This window comes from Mitsuaria sp. WAJ17 (genome assembly GCF_014174515.1).
Lineage (GTDB): Bacteria > Pseudomonadota > Gammaproteobacteria > Burkholderiales > Burkholderiaceae_C > Roseateles_B.
Map to the genome: position 1 here is coordinate 1 of NZ_JACJUG010000016.1, position 17281 is coordinate 17281.

22 protein-coding genes are annotated in these 17281 nt (G+C 67.8%); 9 read left to right on the forward strand and 13 right to left on the reverse strand.

All coding sequences use genetic code 11. From position 1 onward, the window contains the following. On the reverse strand, positions 1-373 hold a 373-nt coding region (locus H5407_RS14100), incomplete at its 3' end, for a branched-chain amino acid ABC transporter permease (RefSeq protein ID WP_183105196.1). A 378-nt stretch (positions 374-751) separates the two neighbouring features. Between H5407_RS14100 and H5407_RS14105 the strand changes: the two genes are divergently transcribed. Further along, positions 752-2674 (forward strand): ATP-binding protein, encoded by a 1923-nt coding sequence (locus H5407_RS14105; RefSeq protein ID WP_183105097.1) that lies wholly within the window; start codon positions 752-754, stop codon positions 2672-2674. A gap of 1 nt (position 2675) precedes the next feature. Beyond that, complete coding sequence (locus H5407_RS14110; protein WP_183105098.1) at positions 2676-4022, forward strand: sigma-54 dependent transcriptional regulator; 1347 nt, start codon at positions 2676-2678, stop codon at positions 4020-4022. 69 nt (positions 4023-4091) lie between these two features. Here H5407_RS14110 and H5407_RS14115 read toward each other — a convergent pair whose 3' ends face one another. Both H5407_RS14115 and H5407_RS14120 read right to left on the reverse strand, forming a co-directional pair. After that, positions 4092-4250: a hypothetical protein gene (locus tag H5407_RS14115; protein ID WP_183105099.1), complete on the reverse strand. Its 159-nt coding sequence runs from the start codon at positions 4248-4250 to the stop codon at positions 4092-4094. Between the two features lie 80 nt (positions 4251-4330). Beyond that, positions 4331-4786 carry a hypothetical protein gene (locus H5407_RS14120; protein WP_255501247.1) on the reverse strand — a complete coding sequence of 152 codons (456 nt, stop codon included), beginning with the start codon at positions 4784-4786 and terminating at the stop codon, positions 4331-4333. 32 nt (positions 4787-4818) lie between these two features. Here H5407_RS14120 and H5407_RS14125 point away from each other — a divergent pair, with 32 nt between their 5' ends. Continuing rightward, positions 4819-5700, forward strand: a complete 882-nt coding sequence (locus H5407_RS14125) for a LysR family transcriptional regulator (protein WP_183105100.1) — start codon at positions 4819-4821, stop codon at positions 5698-5700. A 21-nt stretch (positions 5701-5721) separates the two neighbouring features. On the opposite strand, the gene H5407_RS14130 is transcribed toward H5407_RS14125, so the two are convergent. Continuing rightward, positions 5722-6156 carry a TerB family tellurite resistance protein gene (locus H5407_RS14130; protein WP_183105101.1) on the reverse strand — a complete coding sequence of 145 codons (435 nt, stop codon included), beginning with the start codon at positions 6154-6156 and terminating at the stop codon, positions 5722-5724. 600 nt (positions 6157-6756) lie between these two features. Here H5407_RS14130 and H5407_RS14135 point away from each other — a divergent pair. From H5407_RS14135 to H5407_RS14150, 4 genes are read left to right on the forward strand one after another with little or no spacing between them, the layout of a single operon-like run. Then, entirely contained in the window at positions 6757-7098 is a 342-nt protein-coding gene (locus tag H5407_RS14135) for an HPF/RaiA family ribosome-associated protein (RefSeq protein WP_183105102.1), read from the forward strand. 27 nt (positions 7099-7125) lie between these two features. Further along, complete coding sequence (locus tag H5407_RS14140; RefSeq protein WP_183105103.1) at positions 7126-7857, forward strand: Bax inhibitor-1/YccA family protein; 732 nt, start codon at positions 7126-7128, stop codon at positions 7855-7857. Positions 7858-7877: 20 nt separating this feature from the next. Beyond that, positions 7878-8129 carry a zf-TFIIB domain-containing protein gene (locus tag H5407_RS14145; RefSeq protein WP_183105104.1) on the forward strand — a complete coding sequence of 84 codons (252 nt, stop codon included), beginning with the start codon at positions 7878-7880 and terminating at the stop codon, positions 8127-8129. A 33-nt stretch (positions 8130-8162) separates the two neighbouring features. Beyond that, positions 8163-8579 carry a TerB family tellurite resistance protein gene (locus H5407_RS14150; RefSeq protein ID WP_183105105.1) on the forward strand — a complete coding sequence of 139 codons (417 nt, stop codon included), beginning with the start codon at positions 8163-8165 and terminating at the stop codon, positions 8577-8579. Between the two features lie 29 nt (positions 8580-8608). Here H5407_RS14150 and H5407_RS14155 read toward each other — a convergent pair whose 3' ends face one another. The 8 genes from H5407_RS14155 to mltG all read right to left on the reverse strand — a co-directional run bounded on the left by H5407_RS14155 (position 8609) and on the right by mltG (position 15027). After that, positions 8609-9628, reverse strand: coding sequence for an amino acid ABC transporter substrate-binding protein (locus H5407_RS14155; protein WP_183105106.1), 1020 nt, complete (start codon positions 9626-9628; stop codon positions 8609-8611). 193 nt (positions 9629-9821) lie between these two features. Continuing rightward, on the reverse strand, positions 9822-10100 hold the full coding sequence (locus H5407_RS14160; RefSeq protein WP_183105107.1) for a hypothetical protein: 279 nt from the start codon (positions 10098-10100) through the stop codon (positions 9822-9824). 152 nt (positions 10101-10252) lie between these two features. Further along, on the reverse strand, positions 10253-10864 hold the full coding sequence (locus tag H5407_RS14165) for an ankyrin repeat domain-containing protein (RefSeq protein WP_183105108.1): 612 nt from the start codon (positions 10862-10864) through the stop codon (positions 10253-10255). A gap of 98 nt (positions 10865-10962) precedes the next feature. After that, complete coding sequence (locus H5407_RS14170) at positions 10963-11742, reverse strand: TatD family hydrolase (protein ID WP_183105109.1); 780 nt, start codon at positions 11740-11742, stop codon at positions 10963-10965. 91 nt (positions 11743-11833) lie between these two features. Then, entirely contained in the window at positions 11834-12157 is a 324-nt protein-coding gene (locus tag H5407_RS14175; RefSeq protein ID WP_255501252.1) for a PilZ domain-containing protein, read from the reverse strand. A gap of 204 nt (positions 12158-12361) precedes the next feature. After that, a complete protein-coding gene (locus tag H5407_RS14180) occupies positions 12362-13399 on the reverse strand; it encodes a DNA polymerase III subunit delta' (RefSeq protein ID WP_183105111.1) in 1038 nt (345 codons plus the stop codon). Continuing rightward, positions 13393-14004, reverse strand: a complete 612-nt coding sequence (gene tmk / locus H5407_RS14185; RefSeq protein ID WP_183105112.1) for a dTMP kinase — start codon at positions 14002-14004, stop codon at positions 13393-13395. The genes H5407_RS14180 and tmk overlap by 7 nt, the downstream gene beginning before the upstream one ends. Before the next feature lie 27 nt (positions 14005-14031). After that, on the reverse strand, positions 14032-15027 hold the full coding sequence (gene mltG, locus H5407_RS14190) for an endolytic transglycosylase MltG (RefSeq protein WP_183105113.1): 996 nt from the start codon (positions 15025-15027) through the stop codon (positions 14032-14034). A gap of 98 nt (positions 15028-15125) precedes the next feature. Between mltG and H5407_RS14195 the strand changes: the two genes are divergently transcribed. Beyond that, entirely contained in the window at positions 15126-16136 is a 1011-nt protein-coding gene (locus H5407_RS14195; RefSeq protein WP_183105114.1) for a folate-binding protein YgfZ, read from the forward strand. Then, the gene (locus H5407_RS14200; RefSeq protein WP_183105115.1) at positions 16133-16402 is read left to right on the forward strand and encodes a DUF4936 family protein; all 270 of its coding nucleotides are present in this window, start codon (positions 16133-16135) and stop codon (positions 16400-16402) included. The genes H5407_RS14195 and H5407_RS14200 overlap by 4 nt, the downstream gene beginning before the upstream one ends. Positions 16403-16423: 21 nt before the next feature. Here the strand turns inward: H5407_RS14200 and H5407_RS14205 are convergent, their stop codons facing one another. Next, a complete protein-coding gene (locus H5407_RS14205) occupies positions 16424-17281 on the reverse strand; it encodes a YbgC/FadM family acyl-CoA thioesterase (RefSeq protein ID WP_183105198.1) in 858 nt (285 codons plus the stop codon).

Genomic DNA, 17281 nt, shown 5'->3' on the forward strand with positions numbered 1-17281 from the left:
GATTGGGCTTCCACACAATCATCGCCAGCGTCTGCAGCAGCAGCGACATGCCCATCGCCGTGATCAGCGGTGCCAGGCGCGGCGCGTTGCGCAGCGGGCGGTACGCGATTTTCTCGATGGTGAAGTTCAGGAAGGTGCACACGGCCACCGCGCACATCAGCGCGATCACCATCAGCGCCCAGCCCGGCAGGCCAGCATCAGCCAGCAGCGTGACGACCGTCCAGCTGGTGAGCGCACCGGCCATCAGGATCTCGCCGTGGGCGAAATTGATGAGGTTGATGATGCCGTAGACCATCGTGTAGCCCAGTGCCACGAGCGCATACATGCTCCCGAGCACCAGGCCATTGATGATCTGTTGCAGAAAAGTCTCCATAACAGGTCTTCCTTTGCTTTTTTGCCGGGCGAAACGGCCGCCCCACTGGGCACAGTTACTGCACGAGCCGTGCCACCTCTTACGGATCACGGGTAAACACCAGGATTCAAGCGTCTGAAATCCTAGTGTTTACCCTCTGTTTCGAAGACCAGTCGCAGTCCGGTGCCGCTTTGTCGGGGGTCAAGTCTTGCCCGTATAGAAAGGTGTCGTTCGTCACCCCCTCGTAACAGGGCGGAATTCCGCCCAGCGCACTGAGCCCCTGTGCGGAAATCCACACGCGGGGCGCCAGGCAGGCCTGCCTCGGCCAGAAGCGGGGGCGGCACGACGCGGGCCGCCGGCGCGACACCCCGCCAGCGATTGGGCACACTACGGCACCTGATGAGCGCGCCCACTGCCCTGTTGCAAGCCCTGCCACCTCCCGATACCCGCCCCTGGTGGCGGCGCTGGGCCGCACGCCTGCGCAAGCCCAATGCCCATGTCTGGCTGACCCTGGGCCTGGTGGCCCTGGGCATGCTGCTGGGACAGCGCCTGAGCGAGAACGCCGGCATGGCCCAACTGGCCGCCGTGGCCAGCGAACGGTTGGAGCTCTACACCGCCGCGCTGGATGCCGAGCTGGCACGCCACGACTATCTGCCCAACCTGATCGCCATCGACGAGGAGGTGCAGGCCCTCATCGCCCAGCCCCAAGACAGCACGCTGCGGCGGCGGGCCGACCTGAAGCTGGCCCGCATCACGGTGCGCGCCGGGGCCAGCGCCTCCTATCTGGTGGACGCCCAGGGCAATGTGCTGGCCAGCAGCCAGGCCAGCGACACCGGCAACAACCCCCTGAGCACCAGCGAGCAGGGCCGACTGCGCGATGCCCTTCAGGCCCAGGCCCAGCACTTCTTCGCCGTCAACGAGAGCAATGGCAGCACCGAGTACTTCATGCTGCACCTGGTTCGCCGCCAGCGGCAGCTGCAGGCGGCCGTGGTCGTGCGCCTCAACCTGGCCCCCCTGGAGGCCACCTGGGTGGACTTGGGCCTGCGCTCGCATGGCGAGAAGCTGCTGGTGGTGGACGACAACGACGTGCTGATCATGTCCTCGGTGCCCGAGTGGAAGTACCGCATCCTGGGCCATGTGACGCCGGAGGTGCGTGCTGCGCTGCAGTCCTCGGGCCGCTATCCCGGGGCCGAGCTGCAGGGCATGGGCATGGACACCGAGGGCATGGAGAAGCAGGACGCTCTGCTCGTGGCCGTGCCCGCCGCCCGGGGCCTGCGCGAGGGCGGCCTGCTGCTGGCCCAGCAGCGCGTGGCGGCGCCGCTGGGCGTGCGCCTGGTGACGTTGTCCGATCCGGCCGAGGTCTGGCGCCAGGCGCATTACGCCACCTGGGGCGGCGGCGCCTTCGGGGCCAGCGTGGGCCTGATGAGCCTGTACCTGGCCTCGCGTCGCCGCGCCCTGCGCCAGGTCTTCCAGGCGCAGACGGCCCTGCAGAAGGCCCATGGGGAGCTGGAGCGCCTGGTGGACCACAGAACCCGCGAATTGCGCGCCACCAACGAGGAGCTGAAGCGCCAGATCGCCCAGACGCTGCAAGCTGAGACCGAATTGGTGCAGGCCGGCAAGCTGGCCGTGCTGGGGCAGATGTCCGCCGGCATCTCGCATGAACTCAACCAGCCCCTGACCGCCTTGCGTGCGCTGTCAGCCAACACCCTGCGCTTCCTGGAGGCCGGCCGCACCCAGACCGTGGCCGAGAACCTCAAGGCCATCGACAGCGTGGTGGAGCGCATGGCCGCCATCACCCGCCAGCTCAAGAGCTTTGCCCGCAAGGCCGAAAACGCCGCTGAGCCGGCCGTGCTACAGACTGCCATCGCCAATGTGCTGCTGCTGCTGGAACACCGGCTGCGCAGCGCGCAGGTCGAAGTCAGGCAAGACCTGACCCTGCCCGAGCACCTGCGCGACAACCTGCGGGTCAAGGCCGACGCCAACCGGCTTGAGCAGGTGCTGGTGAACCTGGTGGGCAATGCCATCGACGCGATGGACGAGGTCTCCCCCCGCCGCCTGTTGATCAGCGCCCGCCTCGACGGCGAGCGGGTGCGCGTGCAGGTGCGCGACAACGGCAAGGGCCTGGACCCCGCCCTGGTACCTCGCCTCTTCGAGCCCTTCTTCACCACCAAGCCTGCGGGCCAGGGCCTGGGCCTGGGGCTGGTGATCTCGTCGAAGATCGTCCATGAATTCGGCGGTACGCTCAGGGCTGTACCGCCCGAGGACTTGCTGCACGCAGAGGCCGGCGGCATGTGCTTCGAGTTTGATCTGGCCTGGGAATGACATGTTTGAGGGATACAAGGTTCTCTTCGTCGAGGACGACCCGCCGGTCCGGCTGAGTCTGTCGCAATCGCTGGAGCTGGCTGGGCTGGAAGTGCAGGCCTGCTGCACGGCCGAAGAGGCGTTGCAGGAGATCGTGCCCGGCGCGCAGATCGTGGTGATGAGCGACGTCCGCCTGCCCGGCATGGACGGCATGCGCCTGCTGGAGCACGTGATGAACGTGGACCCCAGCATCCCCGTGGTGCTGATCACCGCGCACGGGGACGTGGCCATGGCGGTGCAGGCCATGCGCATCGGCGCCTATGACTTTATCGAGAAGCCCTTCGCGCCCGAGCGTTTCGTCGAAACGGCCCTGCGCGCGCTGGACAAGCGCATGCTGCGCAATGCCGTGGACGAGCTGCGCTCCCAGCTGCAGCGCGCCAACGGCATCGAGGCCGTGCTGCTGGGGCAGTCCGTCGCCATGCAGCAGGTGCGCAAGCAGATCCTTAACCTGGCCGACACTTCGGCCGACGTGATGATTCTGGGCGAGACCGGCACCGGCAAGGAGCTGGTGGCGCGCTGCCTGCACGACCAGAGCAAGCGCCGCGACCGCCATTTCGTGGCCATCAACTGCGGCGGCCTGCCCGAGAACCTTTTCGAGAGCGAGCTCTTCGGCCATGAGCCCGGCGCCTTCACCTCGGCAGCCAAGCGCCGCGTGGGCAAGCTGGAGTTCGCCAACGGCGGCACCCTGCTGCTCGACGAGATCGAGACCATGCCCGTGCCCCTGCAGATCAAGCTGCTGCGGGTGCTGCAGGAGCGCCGGCTGGAGCGGCTGGGTTCCAACGAGGAGGTGCCCATCAACGTGCGCGTGATCGCTGCCACCAAGGCCGACCTCAAGGCCATGAGCGAGGCCCAGCAGTTCCGCGGCGACCTCTACTACCGGCTCAACGTGGCGACGCTGACCCTGCCGCCCCTGCGCGAACGCCGCGAAGACATCCCCCTGCTCTTCCAGCACTTCATCGCCCAGGCCGCGGCCCGCTACGAGCGCCCCGCGCCGGAGTTGGACCCGCAGCGCCTGCGCGAGCTGATGTCACACGACTGGCCCGGCAACGTGCGCGAGATCCGCAACGCCGCCGACCGCTTCGTGCTGGGCCTGGCCGGTGGCAACGAGGCCCAGCTGATCGAGCCCGTTCCACTGACCCTGGCAAAGCAGATGGATCTGATCGAGAAAACACTCATCGAGCAGGCTCTGCGCCGTTGCAACGGCAAGATTCCTGCGGTGATGGAGCTGCTGGGCACGCCGAAGAAGACGCTCTACGACAAGCTGCACCGGCATGGCATTGATCTGGAGAAGTTTCGCAGCGGCATATGAGCCAGCCCTCCCTCCCAGGAAGCCGGCCGGTCGGTAGAGCAGCAGGACGTCCCGGCCGCGCCCTCGGCCTCAGAGCATGGCGATCACGGCTGTGCCAGTGCCCATCAGGCCGCTGAGCACGCCGAGCAGCACCACATCGCGCCTCTCGTTGCCCATGCGCCAGGCCTGGAAAGTGACCCAGACAAGGCAGGCGGTCAGGGAGCTGAAAAGGAGCGTGCTGGTGTCCATGGCGATGTCAGTCAGGGTTGTGCGAGAAATGAGGCGGTGTGGGTTACGGTGGTGGGGGACTGGCCCCTCGGACGGGCAAATCAGGCCGGCAAGTCGCGGCGATGCCACCGCGCGATGCACAGATGCAGTCCGGCGCCCAGCAGCAGGAGCATCGCGCTGCCAAGCCCCCAGAGGACCCAGGCCGCCACCGTCAGGCCGCTTGCCAGTGCCGGGGCCGCTTGAAGCAGTCCCTCAACGAACGGCCCTGGCTCGGCCAACAGGCTACCCAGCCATTGGGCAAGGTCCGTGGACACCCAGGGCTCCAGCCAGTCCGGCAGCGGCCGGGCGCTCGCAGCGGCGCCGGTGAGAGCCGCTGCATTCGAGAGCGCCCATTCAGCGACGGCATGCAGCGCCCAGGCGACCAGGGACCACAACGCGATGAGCGATGTCACAAGGAGCCAGCCTAGGACATAGAACATGAGCGAACCTTCCGAATGGCAGCGAATGCCCCGAGTGTGGGGATTCGTTCGCTTCGAACAAACCAGCTTCATACGCATCTAGACTTCGGTTTTCCCGCATAGGAGGACGCATGCTGAACTACCGCCATCTCCACTATTTCTGGGTCGTCACCAAGGAAGGCGGGTTCGCCCGCGCCGCCGAGCGGCTGGACATGGCGGTGCAGACCATCAGTGCGCAGGTGCGTGAGCTCGAGAAGTCCCTCGGGCACCAGTTGCTCAAGCCGGCAGGCCGCGGGGTGGCCCTCACTGAGGCGGGCCAGGCGGCCTTTGCTCGCGCCGAGGAGATCTTCCAGCTCGGCCAGAGCATTCCGGACGAGGTGCACGAAGCGGCCAGCGGCAAGGTGTCCCGATTGGCAGTCGGCCTTTCTGACGGAATCTCCAAGCTCGCAGCCCATGCGCTGCTGGAGCCCTTGTTGAGCATCCCCAACCTCCGTCTGGTGTGCCATGAGGGCGAAGTTGAGCAACTGCTCAGCGAATTGGCGCTGCATCAGCTGGACTTGGTGCTGGCCGGACAGGCGCCGCCGCGCAATGCGAACCTGCGCCTGACCAGCGAACGGCTCGTCGTTTCGCCGGTCGATTGGTACGGCCCGACCCGGTGGGTTGGCAAGACCGAGCGCGCTCGCTTTCCGCAATGCCTGGACGACCTACCGGTGTTGCTGCCCACGGGCCACTCGGCCCTGCGTCAGACCCTGGACCACTGGTTCGAGACGCAAGCGCTGCGCCCCCGCATCGTCGGCGAGTTCGAGGACAGTGCGCTGATGGCCGTCTTCGCCGCGCGCGGACTGGGCGTATTCCCGGTCAGCCGGCTCGGCGCCGACGATGTCGGCCTGATGCGGGGGCTGCGCCTGCTCGGCAGCAGTGACAGCGTGAAGGAGGAGATTCACGCCATCCGGTCGCGCCGCGGTCAGCATCACCCACTTGTGGCGCAGGTGCTCGCCGCCGCTCGCGCCTGATCAGCGGCTGGCCGGCCCCGGTCAGTTCGTGCAGCAGTGTGTCGCCATCGAGGAGACAGCCTCCTGGCCGTCGGACAAGCGCCAGTGACGCCGCGCGGCGTCCAGGACGATGACCTCACCATCGGCCAGGTGCCCATCCGCCTGCGCCGCGCCCAAGGACAGATGCAGGACCTTCCCTTGCAGCACTGGGTCCGATATCTCGGACATCAGTGCAGCCAGGATGCTGTCATCGACGCTGATCATGAGCGCCCCTGTGCCCGAGCCGGTGGCCAGGAGTTCTTCGCACAACGTGTGAACGACGTGCGGCAGAAGGTGCGGCTCCAGCCCGAGTTCGCGCTCCGCGCCCAACTGCTTGAGCGTGTCGAGCTCTGAGCTGCTCACATGCCCATCGGAGATGAGCATCAAGGCCACGATACGGGCCGCAGCCTCGGGGCTGTTGTGGGGGTAGCTTCGCATGACAGGAGTCCTTTGACATCTAAAGGCTGGGAACTCAGGCAGACGGCCGCATGGCTCAGCCACCATGACCCGGGCGCCGGCCCGGCTGCCTGCTCACACGGTGATCTGCCTGGATCCGGACAGGTACGAGTGCCGGAGCGCTCGGAAACGCCGGGCCTTCAAATGAGCCCCGCAGCGTCTGCAAGTGCTGCCACATTCGCACAAGCATGAGGGAAACGAGACGGAAGAGGTGCTTCATGACTGCTTGCTCCGGGTGTGTCGGGACACCGCAATGTTCCCCCTGATCCGCTTCGAACAAAGCGATTTCTGTGAGATGACAACTCAGAAAAATACGAACTGAGCACAAGCAATCTCCAGCCGGGCGCGGGAGACCCGCGGACTCGCTCACTGGACCGTCGGTTTGGAAGCAGCGCCAACCGCCAGGTGGGTGGCGTTCGGGCAGAGGCTGGCTCCGAGGGCCCTGGGCGAACTCCCTAGTCTGCGGCCTGTGCAGCGCGAAACGTTCAGGTTTTTTCGATGCTTTCATCATCGAAATGCTGCTTTTGCAGATGCAGCACCAGTCCCATATTCCGCTTGAACATCAAGCCATGGAGATCCGTCATGCAAGTGCTCTTCAAGTCCCGCCACCCCCTGGCCACCGAGCTGCGCGAGCTGGCCGAGCGCCGCGTGAGATTCGTGCTGCGGCGCGTGGGTTGGCTGGTGCCGCGCGCTGAGGTCCAGATGTCGGACGTCAACGGGCCGCGCGGCGGCATAGACAAGCGCTGCCAGGTGGAACTGCGGACCGATGGAGCCGGGCCGGTGGTCGTCGCCTGCATGGCCAGCGACTGGCGCACCGCGCTGGACAAGGCGCTGGCCCGGGCCGCGCGCTTCCTCATGCGCCTGTGGCGACGCAGCAGCGACTCACGCCGCCTGCGCCAGCGCCTCATCGGCCTCGAACGCTGAACCCCGAACGACGAAGGACTCAACACCATGAACTCCCTGACGCCCCACTCCTCGACCCCGCGCCCGGAAACCACGGATGCGCCGCGGGACTTCGCAACGGCCGATGCCGCGGGCCACTCGGCCCCTACCGAGGCCACAGCTGCGCACCGGGTGCTTCGCAACACCTACGCCCTGCTGTCGATGACGCTGCTGTTCAGTGCCGCCGTCGCCGCGGCCAGCGTGGCGTTCCAGCTGCCGGCACCCGGGCTTCTGCTGACGCTGGGGGGCTACTTCGGCCTGCTCGTGGCAATCCACAAACTCAGAAACAGTGGCTGGGCGCTGCCAGCGGTATTCGCCTTGACCGGGTTCATGGGCTACTCGCTGGGCCCTGTGCTGGCCAAGTCCCTGGCTCTGCCCGGCGGCGCGCAGGTGGTGACCATGGCACTGGCCGCCACGGGCGCCACCTTCCTGATCCTGTCGGCCTGGGTGTTGAAGAGCCGACGCGACTTCAGCTTCATGGGCGGTTTCCTGTTCGCCGGCATGGTGATCGCGCTGATCGCCGGCCTGGGCGCCGTGTTCCTTGAGCTGCCGGCGTTGGGCCTTGCCGTGGCCGCCATGGTGGCACTGCTGTCGGCCGGGCTGATCCTCTTCGAGACCAGCCGCATCGTCAACGGCGGCGAGACCAACTACGTGCTGGCCACGGTCGGTCTCTATGTCTCAGTATTCAACCTCTTCACGAGCCTGCTGAGCCTTTTCGGCTTCGGCAGTTCGGACGAGTGAGCCCGCTACCGGAGCCCATCATGAAATGCCCAGCCTGCCCCGATACCGTGCTCGTGATGAGCGAGCGCCAGGGCGTCGAGATCGACTACTGCCCGCAATGCCGCGGCGTGTGGCTCGACCGCGGCGAACTCGACAAGCTCCTCGAGCGCTCGGCCTCAATGCCGCCGGCAGCGGCACCTTCACAGCCGCATTTCGCAGACGCGGGGCGCGAGTATGCCCGGGGTCGGCACAGCGGCCGCAAGGAATCCTGGCTTGACGAGATATTCGACTGATCCGCTTCCTTCTGACACCCAAGGGGAATCCTCATGCGCAGCTATCCCGTGAACAGCCCGCAGGCCGCCGCCCGCATCGTCGCGCTGACGGTGCTCGCCGATGGCGACATCGCAGACACCGAGCTCGATCTGCTCGACCGTGTGGCCGCACACGAGCAGCTCGGCCTTGGCCGGCAGGAGCTGCATGCGCTGCTGAGCAGCCTCTGTGAAGACTTGCTGTCCAGCGGCCAGCAGCAGGGGGGCGATGCATGCCCGGTGGATGAACGCACGCTTGGGTACCTGATGAGCGAGATCCAGGATCCAGCCTTGCGGCGCAGGGTGCTGCGGCTGTGCGTACAGCTGGCGGAAGTCGATGCCCAGGTCCACGACGGCGAGTCCATCGTGCTGAGCACCGCCGTACAGCACTGGGGCCTGGCCCACGAGATGTTCCGGCCCTCCCCGCCAAACTGAGCGCTGGCCTCGTTCGCCCGCTCGGAAGTTCAGCGATAGGCCGCCGGATCCGAGGAGTCCGTCGGTTTCGCGATCACGCGCTTGAAGGCCTCCCCCATGGGCAGCTGCAGATTCAGGTTGCGTGGCGGGATTGGGCTCTGGAACCAGCGCTGGTAGATGGCATTGATTTCGCCGCTACGGTAGAGGCTGGTGATGACGCCATCGACCAGGCGCTTGAACTGCGGGTCATGGGCGGGCAGTCCGATGGCATAGGGCTCCACCGACAGCGCCTGTTCAGCAATGTAGTACTCCTGCGGATCGCGCACCTGGGCGATGAGGCTGCGCAGCAGCACATCGTCCATGGCATAGGCCACCGCACGGCCGGTCTGCAACAGGCGGAAGGATTCCTGGTCGTCCTGGCCCACGAGGATGCGGAAACCCAGGCCCTTCTGCACATTGAGCTGGTGCATGTACTGCAGGCTGGTCGTGCCAATGGTCGAGGCCACGGTCAGCCCGCGCAGGTCCTCGACAGTCCGCATCATCTGGCTGCGACGCGAGAGCAGGCGACTCTCCGCCACATAGGTGGTCGTGGAGAAGGACTGGCTGCGCGCGCGCTCCGCGGTGTGGGTGGTGATGCCGCATTCCAGGTCCAGGGTGCCGTTGGCGACCAGTGGCATGCGGGTGGCCGAGTTGACGGCGATCTGCTTGACCTCCAGGTCCGGCAACTGCAGCTGCTCACGAATGGCGTCGATCACCCGCTCGCACAACTCCACCGAGTAGCCCACGGGCTTGAGCCGCCCGTCGAGATAGGAGAACGGCAGGGATGCGGCCCGGTAGCCCATCACGATTACGCCTGTGTCGCGGATGCGGGTGAGCGTGCGCGAGGTCTCGCTGCGGGTCGAGCCGGAAGGTGCGAGCGCCGGGGATGCAGGCGTTGCCAATGGGGCAGCGCCACCGCCCGCACCCTGCGGCAAAGCCCAGGCAGAAGGCAGCCCCAGGGCCAACAGGCCGGCTGCGCCCAGCAGGCGGCGGCGGTTCGGGGCGGTATGGGAACCAGGAAGACGGAGCATGCGGCGCAGGAGAGAAACTGCCCTCCCGGCCAGCGCTGCGCTGACCTCGACGGGGACCGGCCGCATTGTGCGCGATGCGGCCTGCGCCGCAAGCGTGCAAGCCCCAGTATCTGCGGGGCTTGCCAACTTCCCTGCCCCCCTCCCAGGGCCTGGCACGCAGTGGCAGGCCGGGGGGCAGGTGAAACGCTCGCCTTCAGTGACCGGCTTCGGCCGACGCGGCCCGCATGCCGGCGTCGATGCCCTCATCGTCCAGAAAGTCTTCCGGTGCGACGCGGCTGGTATCGACCAGGCGGTCAAAGGCAGCCTGCTCGGCGCTGACGGCCTTGGGGATCAGGGGCTTGTCCAGGGGCCGGTAGATGCGGCTGCGCAGGCGATTCAGGCGGTCGGAGTGGGCAGCTTCACGAGCGTACTGCTCGGGATCCAGCAGCATGGCGAAGGGATTGGCACTGAAAGGGGTCGGGCGGGTGGACATCGGGGTCTCCTGCAGGCATGGCGCCTTGTGATGGGTCCACTGTAGGCAACGCCGCCGGGCCAGCCCAGTCGGGCGCAAGACAAAGCGTGTGTCGGAAAAAACCTGACGTGGCTGTCAGACGCCCGGCGTTTGCATGCCAGAGGCCGAGGGTTTCAGTAGGGGTAAGGCCCGCGCTGGGCAGCCAGGAGGCGCTTCACCAGCTCCGGGCGTCCGGCCTGGCGGGCGAAGTCGATGGCACTGAGGCCCTTGTCGTTGCGCAGACTGGCGTCGGCCCCGGCCTGCAGCAGGATATCCGCGCTGTCGGGCGAGCCGTAGCCGGCAGCCATCATCAGGGGCGTGCTGCCATTGGGCGAACGGGCATCAAGCTCCGCGCCTTGCGAGACCAGCCAAGCGGTGACGCCGTTGTCCGGCCCGCTGCAGGCATAGTGCAGGGCCGTGAAGCCGGCCTCGTTGATCAGCGCCCCGCGCTGCACCAGGGCCTGCACCCAGCGCAGGCGGCCGCGCAGGGCGGCAAGCATCACGGGCGTCTCACCGGCCTGATTGAGGGCATTGACGTCGGCATGGGGATGCTCGATGAGCAGCTTCACCACCCGTTCGGACTCCTCCATGATGGCCTTGTGCAGGGGCGTATTGCCCAGCGCGTCCGCTTGGTTGGGGTCCACGCCGGCCAGCAGCAGATTCATCACGAAGCTGGGCTGATCACGGGATGCGGCCAGCATCAGGTCCCGGAACTCTTCCTCGGTCGCGGCGCGGAAGATGGACACGCGCGGCGATGGCGCGGGTGGCTCGGCAGCCGCGGCAGGCCCTTGGCCAGCGACTACGGCGACCAGAGCGACCGTGAGCAGAAGGCGCCCTGCCCTGCTCATGCCGGCATGCGGAAGAGGCGGCGCGTGTTGGCCGTCGTGGCTTCGGCCACGGCCTCGACGCTCAGCCCTTTGATGGCAGCCAGCTGCGCGGCCACGTGAGGCACGTAGGCGGGGCTGTTGGTCTTGCCTCGATAGGGCACGGGCGCCAGGTAGGGGCTGTCGGTCTCGATCAGCAGATGGTCCAGCGGCAGGGCCGCGGCCACCTCGCGCAGATCGGCGGCGTTCTTGAAGGTGAGGATGCCGGAGAAGGAGATGTAGTAGCCCCTGTCCACCGCGGCCTTGGCCACGTCCAGGCTTTCGGTGAAGCAGTGGAAGACGCCGCCGGCCTGCTCGCCGCCTTCCTCGTTGAGGAGTCGAAGGGTGTCGGCTGCGCTGGAACGGGTGTGGATCACCATGGGCTTGCCCGCCCGGCGTGCCGCGCGGATATGGGTGCGAAAGCGCTCGCGCTGCCAATGCATGTCGTCCAGGCTGCGACCGTTGAGGCGGTAGTAGTCCAGGCCGGTTTCGCCGATGGCCAGCACCTTCTCGTGCTGGCTGGCGGCCACGAGCTCGTCTTCACTGGGTTCGTGGATGTCCTCATTGTCAGGGTGCACGCCCACGCTGGCGAAGAGCTGGGCATGGGTCTGCGCCAAGGCGAGCACGCTGGGGAACTCCTCCATGGTCGTGCAGATGGTCAGGGCCTGGCGGACCTGCGCCGCCTGCATGGCCGCGAGGATTTCCGGCAACTGGGCGCTGAGCTCGGGAAAGCTCAGATGGCAGTGGGAATCAATGAACATGGCATTGCGATAAATGGAGCCCGGCGCCGCGCCAGGGCCCTGCACGCCTCAGGGCGCAACGGCAAGGGGCGCGCCTTGCTGCGAGGCCGGCTCAGAGCGTCTGCGTGGGCTTGGTGGAGGAGATGGCCGTGCCCAGGATCTCCTCGATCTTCAGGCGGATCAGGCGGGTCTTCTCGTCGCTGGGGAACTTGACGCCAACCCCCTGCGTGCGGCCGCCCGAGGCATTGGCCGGCGTAATCCAGGCCACCTTGCCGGCGATGGGATAGCGCTGCGGGTCGTCGGGCAGCGTGAGGATCAGGTAGATGTCTTCGCCCAGCTTGTATTCGCGTGGTGTGGGCACGAAAAGCCCGCCGTCGGCGAAGGCAGGGATATAGGCCGCATACAGAGCGCCCTTCTCCTTGAAGACCAGCTGCATCATGCTGGGGCGGGCGCCCCCACCGGGCTGCGCTGCAGCCAGGGCCGCGGCCTGGGACTTGGCGGGGATGTCACTCATACGGACAAGTGTAACGAATGCCTCAAGCGCGGTGGCGGACCGCAGTCGATGGATCTGTGAGCAATTGAAGGGACACTGTGGTGGACACGAGGTCAGGCCAGAGGCTCAGCGGTGCGAACAGCGCCCTCAGGCCTCCTTGCGCACGGACACCCGCATCAGGCGCTGCCCCTGCCCCACCAGCGATTCCAGCAACAGCGGGGCATTGAGCGGATGCTCGGCATGACGGGCTGCGTCCTTGAGCACGCGCGCCCACTCCTGCATGGCCTCTGGGTTGCGCGGCGCCGGCAGGCTCTCGCGGGGGAAGTAGGCCGGCGGCGCGCCATGGGCCGTACGGATCAGATCGGTGGCCAGGCGCTGCATGGCCTCGATGGCGCGCGGCACCGGCCAGTCCGTCAGCGCGGCAGCCTCGTTGCGTGCGATGCGTCGTGGCAGCTCCAGCCAGCTCCTGGCCGCCACGCCATCCTCGGACCACTGCAGCGCCTGCTGCGGCCGGCCACCACAGGCGTCAAGCAGGACCTCGGGCGAGGCCACGCCGCGCTCGGCCAGCCAGGCCAAGGCCTGCTCGCGCGGAGGCAGGCCCAGCGGCACGGGCTGGCAGCGGCTGCGGATGGTGGGCAGCAGACTCTCAGGCGCCGTGCTGGCCAGCACGAATCGCAGCAGGCCAGCGGGCTCCTCCAGCGTCTTCAGCAGGGCATTGGCGGCCACGGTATTGAGGCTTTCGGCGGGGAACAGCACCACCACTTTGGCTCGCCCGCGGGCCGCCGTGACCTGGGCGAATCCGAGCATGGTACGCACGGCATCGACCTTGATCTCACGGCTGGGCTTGCTCTTGCTGGCTTTGCCTTCGCCGTCCTTGGCGCCCTCGGCCTCGTCGGCCTCCAGGCCCAGGGCATCGCGCCAGGCATCCGGCACCAACAGCATGAAGTCCGGGTGCGAGCGCGACTGGAACAGGTGGCAGCTGGCGCAGCGCCCGCAGGCGAGGCCCGTCGCGTGCGGCGACTCACACAGCCAAGACTGCGCCAGCGCCAGGGCCATCTCCAGCTGCCCCACGCCCTCAGGGCCCTGGACCAACAGAGCATGCGATCGAGCCTGCTGCAGGGCATGGCTCAGTGGGGCGCCCAGCCAGGGCAGGGGCAAGGCGCCGTCTTCCTTGACGCTCACCATCCGCGCTGCTCCAGCACGGCCACGATCTGCGTCGCCACGCTGGCCACATCGCCGCTGGCGTCGATCTGGGCAAAGCGCTGCGGCGCGTCGGCGGCGCGTGCGGCATAGGCGGCGCGCACGCGCTCGAAGAAGTCCAGATCCTGCTGCTCGAAGCGGTCGGCCTCACGGGCCGCAGCACGGCGTGCAGCGGCCATGGCAGGCGGGAGGTCGAACCAGATCGTCAGGTCGGGCTGGCGGCCGTCGGTGACCCAGGCTTCAAGCTGCGTCAGCACGGAAAGAGGCAAGCCATTGCCGCCCCCCTGGTAGGCGAAGCTGGCGTCGGTGAAGCGGTCGCAGACCACGGTGCAGCCGGCGGCCAGGGCGGGCTCGATGACCTTGCGCACGTGGTCGCGGCGCCCCGCGAAGACCAGCAGGGCCTCGGTAAGAGCGTCCATGGGCTCGTGCAGGACCAGCTCGCGCAAGCGCTCGGCCAGCGGCGTGCCACCCGGCTCACGGGTGTTGAGCACCTCGGCGCCGGCCCGGCGCAGGCGCTCGCTGACAGCAGCGATGTGGGTGGACTTGCCCGCACCGTCGATGCCTTCGAAGGAAATGAATCGGCCGCTCACGCTTGTTGGATCCTGGAGGTTGCGGGCTCAGCGGCCACGCTGGTATTGGTTGACGGCGCGATTATGCGCGGCCAGGTCGTCGGAGAAGACACTGCTGCCGTCGCCGCGCGCGACGAAATACAGGGCCTTGCTGGGTGCCGGATGCAGCGCTGCCTGCAGCGAAGCCCCACCGGGCATGGCGATGGGCGTGGGCGGCAGGCCGCTGCGGGTGTAGGTGTTGTAGGGCGTGTCGGTGAGCAGGTCGCGCTTGCGCAGATTGCCGTCGAAGGCCGCGCCGAGGCCATAGATCACCGTCGGGTCCGTCTGCAGCGGCATGCCGATGCGCAGGCGATTGACAAAAACAGAGGCCACCAAGGGACGGTCCGCCGCGGCGCCCGTTTCCTTTTCGACGATGGACGCCAGGATCAGGGCCTCCTCTGCGCTCTTGAGCGGCAGGCCCTGGGCGCGCGCGGCCCAGGCGGCCTCCAGCCGTCGCTGCATGGCCTGATGGGCACGCTTGAGCACGGTGAGGTCGCTGACGCCGCGGCTGTAGGCATAGGTATCGGGGTAGAAGCGGCCTTCGGGCGATACACCGGGCAGGCCCAGGCGGCTCATCACGGTGGCGTCGTCCTGGTCTTGCATTGTCTGTTTGAGCGCGGGAGCCCGGACCAGGGCGGCGCGGAACTGGCGCCAGGTCCAGCCCTCGATCAGGCGCACCTGCTCCAGCACTTCCTCGCCGCGAACCATCTTGTCCAGCAGGCCGCGGGGTGTGATGCCCTGGTGGATCTCATAGCTGCCGGCACGGATCTGGCGTGCCTGACCGGACCAGCGGAACCAGTGGTACAGAAGGCGCGCGTCTTCCTGCACGCCGGCCAGCACCCAGGCCCCGGCCACCTCGCGCGGCGAGGCGCCGGGCTCGATGGACAGCTCGACCGTGGGGGCATTGAGCGTCATGGGGCGCTGCAGCCACCACCAGGCGGCACCCGCCAGCGCGAGCGCCGCGAGCAGGAGCAGCAGGAACACAGTGCGAAGGAACTTGAACATGCAGGGAACAGTACCGGGCGACAGGACAATGAAGACGGCCTTGGCAAGGCTCAACCTTGCTGCGCCCAGGGGCAGGCCGGGCAAATCATAATTCGGCCATGAGCCAAGCATCGCCCAGCACCGACACCGCCCCCCTGCCCCATCCCGCACTGAACGGCCCGCTCGAAGGCGCCGTTCGCCTCGAAGACTGGGGCGTCATCGCCGCACAGGGCGAGGAATCCGCCAAGTTTCTGCACAGCCAGCTGACGCAAGACCTGGCCCTGCAGACGCCGCAGCAGGCGCGCTTGGCGGGCTACTGCTCGCCCAAGGGACGCCTGCTGGCCACGATGGTGGCCTTCAAGCCGGCGGCCGATGCCGTGCTGTTGGCCCTGCCTGCCGAGTTGCTGCCGCAGACGCAGAAGCGCCTCTCCATGTTCGTGATGCGTGCCAAGTGCAAGCTGGCCGATGCCAGCGCCAGCCAGGCCGGCGGCTGGGCCGTGTGGGGCCTGGCCGGCCACGCTGCGCAGCAATGGCTGGGTGCCGATGGCAGCGAAGCGCCCTGGTCCGCCTTCGGCAAGGCCCTGCCGGATGGTAGGCAGGCCTGGGGCACCCGCCTGCCGCAGGCCGGCACCCAGGGCGGCACCGTGGCGCGCTATCTGCTGCTGGTTCCGGCCGATGCCGCCGCACCGACGCTTCCCACCATCAGCCCCTCGGACTGGGCCGCGCTGGACATCGCCTCCGGCCTGGCCTGGGTGCGCAGCGCCACCGTCGAGCAGTTCGTGCCCCAGATGCTGAACCTGGAATTGCTGGGGGGCGTCAGTTTCCAGAAGGGCTGCTATCCAGGCCAGGAGATCGTGGCCCGAAGCCAATACCGCGGCACCATCAAGCGCCGCACCTTCGCCTTTGCCGTCGAGACTGCGGCACAGGTCGGCCAGGAGGTCTTCCACAGTGAAGACCCCGAGCAGCCGGCCGGCCTGGTCGCCAGCGTGGCGGCCCAGGGCGCGGGCAGCCTGCTGCTGGTCGAGACTAAGCTGGCGGCCCTGCAGTCAGGTAGCCTGCACTTGGGATCGGCCCAGGGCCCGGCGCTGACCCAGCAGGCCCTGCCCTATGTGATCGCGGAGCCACAATGAGCCTCAGCAGCCCAGGCGTCGAGCGCTTCGTCTACTACCGCATCCACGAGTCGGACGCCGAAGCCGCGCTGCTGGTCTTCCAGGAGGCGGTGCCCGCAGGCAGCGTTCGCCTGATGCGCCGCCTGGACGCCGGCGCGGGCGCTCTCCAGACCTGGATGGAGATCCACGCCGCCGACACCGGCGCGCAGACGGAGCCCGCCCTCGCTGCGGCCCTCGCCCCCTTCATCCAGGGGCCACGGCACCTGGAGCAGTTCGTGCCGGCCTGAGGGTCCGACCCCGGCGCGGGCTCAGAGCGCCCGCACCATCTCTACGTGCTGGATGCCCGCTTCCTCGAACAGCGGCCCGCGCTGCAGGAAGGCGGCGCGCATGTAGAAGCTGGCCGCCGAAAGCTGTGCGTGCAGCAGAACCTCGCGCTCGCCGCGCTCGCGTGCTGCCTGCATAAGGGCCTCCAGCACCTCGCGCCCGATGCGGGCGCCGCGCATGCTGCGCATCACCGCCATGCGGCCGATCTTGGCCACGCCCGGCACATGCTCCAGCAAACGGCCGGTGGCCAGGGGCACGCCCAGGCGGTTGTAGGCCACCGCATGCACGCAGCTGGCATCGGCGGCATCCCACTCCATTTCGGCCGGGATCTTTTGCTCCTGCACGAAGACCGCCTGGCGAATGGCGCCGGCATGCGGGCCGAGCTGAGCCCAATCCCCCACGCGGACGCTGACCATGGGCTCGCCGGCCTCGAACCCCAGCAGCGTGTCGCGCAGGGCCTGGGGCACGGGCAACGGGCGCTGGGTGCCGGTATCGGCAAAGACGTAGACCAGCTCTCCATGCACCAGCAGCTCGTCACCGCGGAAGACGGCACATTGCACGGTCAGCGAGGTGGTGCCCACGCGGGCGCAGCGCACGCCGACGTCCAGCAGGTCGTCGTAATGAGCCGAGCCCAGGTACTCGACAGTGGACTTGCGCACGAAGAGGTCACCGCCCAGCGCCTTCATGGTGTCGGCATAGGGCAAGGCCAGCGCTCGCCAATAGGCGCCCACGGCGGTGTCGAAGTAGCCCAGGTAGTGGGCGTTGAAGACGATCTGCTGGGCGTCGATCTCCGCCCAGCGCACGCGCAGGCGCTCGAGGCAGCGGAAATCCCGTCGGGTCAT

Coding starts and splice junctions, on each gene's coding strand:
- H5407_RS14105 (WP_183105097.1), top strand. CDS start 752: ATGAGCGCGCCCACTGCCCTGTTGCAAGCCCTGCCACCTCCCGATACC.
- H5407_RS14110 (WP_183105098.1), top strand. CDS start 2,676: ATGTTTGAGGGATACAAGGTTCTCTTCGTCGAGGACGACCCGCCGGTC.
- H5407_RS14115 (WP_183105099.1), bottom strand. CDS start 4,250: ATGGACACCAGCACGCTCCTTTTCAGCTCCCTGACCGCCTGCCTTGTC.
- H5407_RS14120 (WP_255501247.1), bottom strand. CDS start 4,786: ATGCGTATGAAGCTGGTTTGTTCGAAGCGAACGAATCCCCACACTCGG.
- H5407_RS14125 (WP_183105100.1), top strand. CDS start 4,819: ATGCTGAACTACCGCCATCTCCACTATTTCTGGGTCGTCACCAAGGAA.
- H5407_RS14130 (WP_183105101.1), bottom strand. CDS start 6,156: ATGCGAAGCTACCCCCACAACAGCCCCGAGGCTGCGGCCCGTATCGTG.
- H5407_RS14135 (WP_183105102.1), top strand. CDS start 6,757: ATGCAAGTGCTCTTCAAGTCCCGCCACCCCCTGGCCACCGAGCTGCGC.
- H5407_RS14140 (WP_183105103.1), top strand. CDS start 7,126: ATGAACTCCCTGACGCCCCACTCCTCGACCCCGCGCCCGGAAACCACG.
- H5407_RS14145 (WP_183105104.1), top strand. CDS start 7,878: ATGAAATGCCCAGCCTGCCCCGATACCGTGCTCGTGATGAGCGAGCGC.
- H5407_RS14150 (WP_183105105.1), top strand. CDS start 8,163: ATGCGCAGCTATCCCGTGAACAGCCCGCAGGCCGCCGCCCGCATCGTC.
- H5407_RS14155 (WP_183105106.1), bottom strand. CDS start 9,628: ATGCTCCGTCTTCCTGGTTCCCATACCGCCCCGAACCGCCGCCGCCTG.
- H5407_RS14160 (WP_183105107.1), bottom strand. CDS start 10,100: ATGTCCACCCGCCCGACCCCTTTCAGTGCCAATCCCTTCGCCATGCTG.
- H5407_RS14170 (WP_183105109.1), bottom strand. CDS start 11,742: ATGTTCATTGATTCCCACTGCCATCTGAGCTTTCCCGAGCTCAGCGCC.
- H5407_RS14175 (WP_255501252.1), bottom strand. CDS start 12,157: ATGCAGCTGGTCTTCAAGGAGAAGGGCGCTCTGTATGCGGCCTATATC.
- H5407_RS14180 (WP_183105111.1), bottom strand. CDS start 13,399: ATGGTGAGCGTCAAGGAAGACGGCGCCTTGCCCCTGCCCTGGCTGGGC.
- mltG (WP_183105113.1), bottom strand. CDS start 15,027: ATGTTCAAGTTCCTTCGCACTGTGTTCCTGCTGCTCCTGCTCGCGGCG.
- H5407_RS14195 (WP_183105114.1), top strand. CDS start 15,126: ATGAGCCAAGCATCGCCCAGCACCGACACCGCCCCCCTGCCCCATCCC.
- H5407_RS14200 (WP_183105115.1), top strand. CDS start 16,133: ATGAGCCTCAGCAGCCCAGGCGTCGAGCGCTTCGTCTACTACCGCATC.
- H5407_RS14205 (WP_183105198.1), bottom strand. CDS start 17,281: ATGACCCGACGGGATTTCCGCTGCCTCGAGCGCCTGCGCGTGCGCTGG.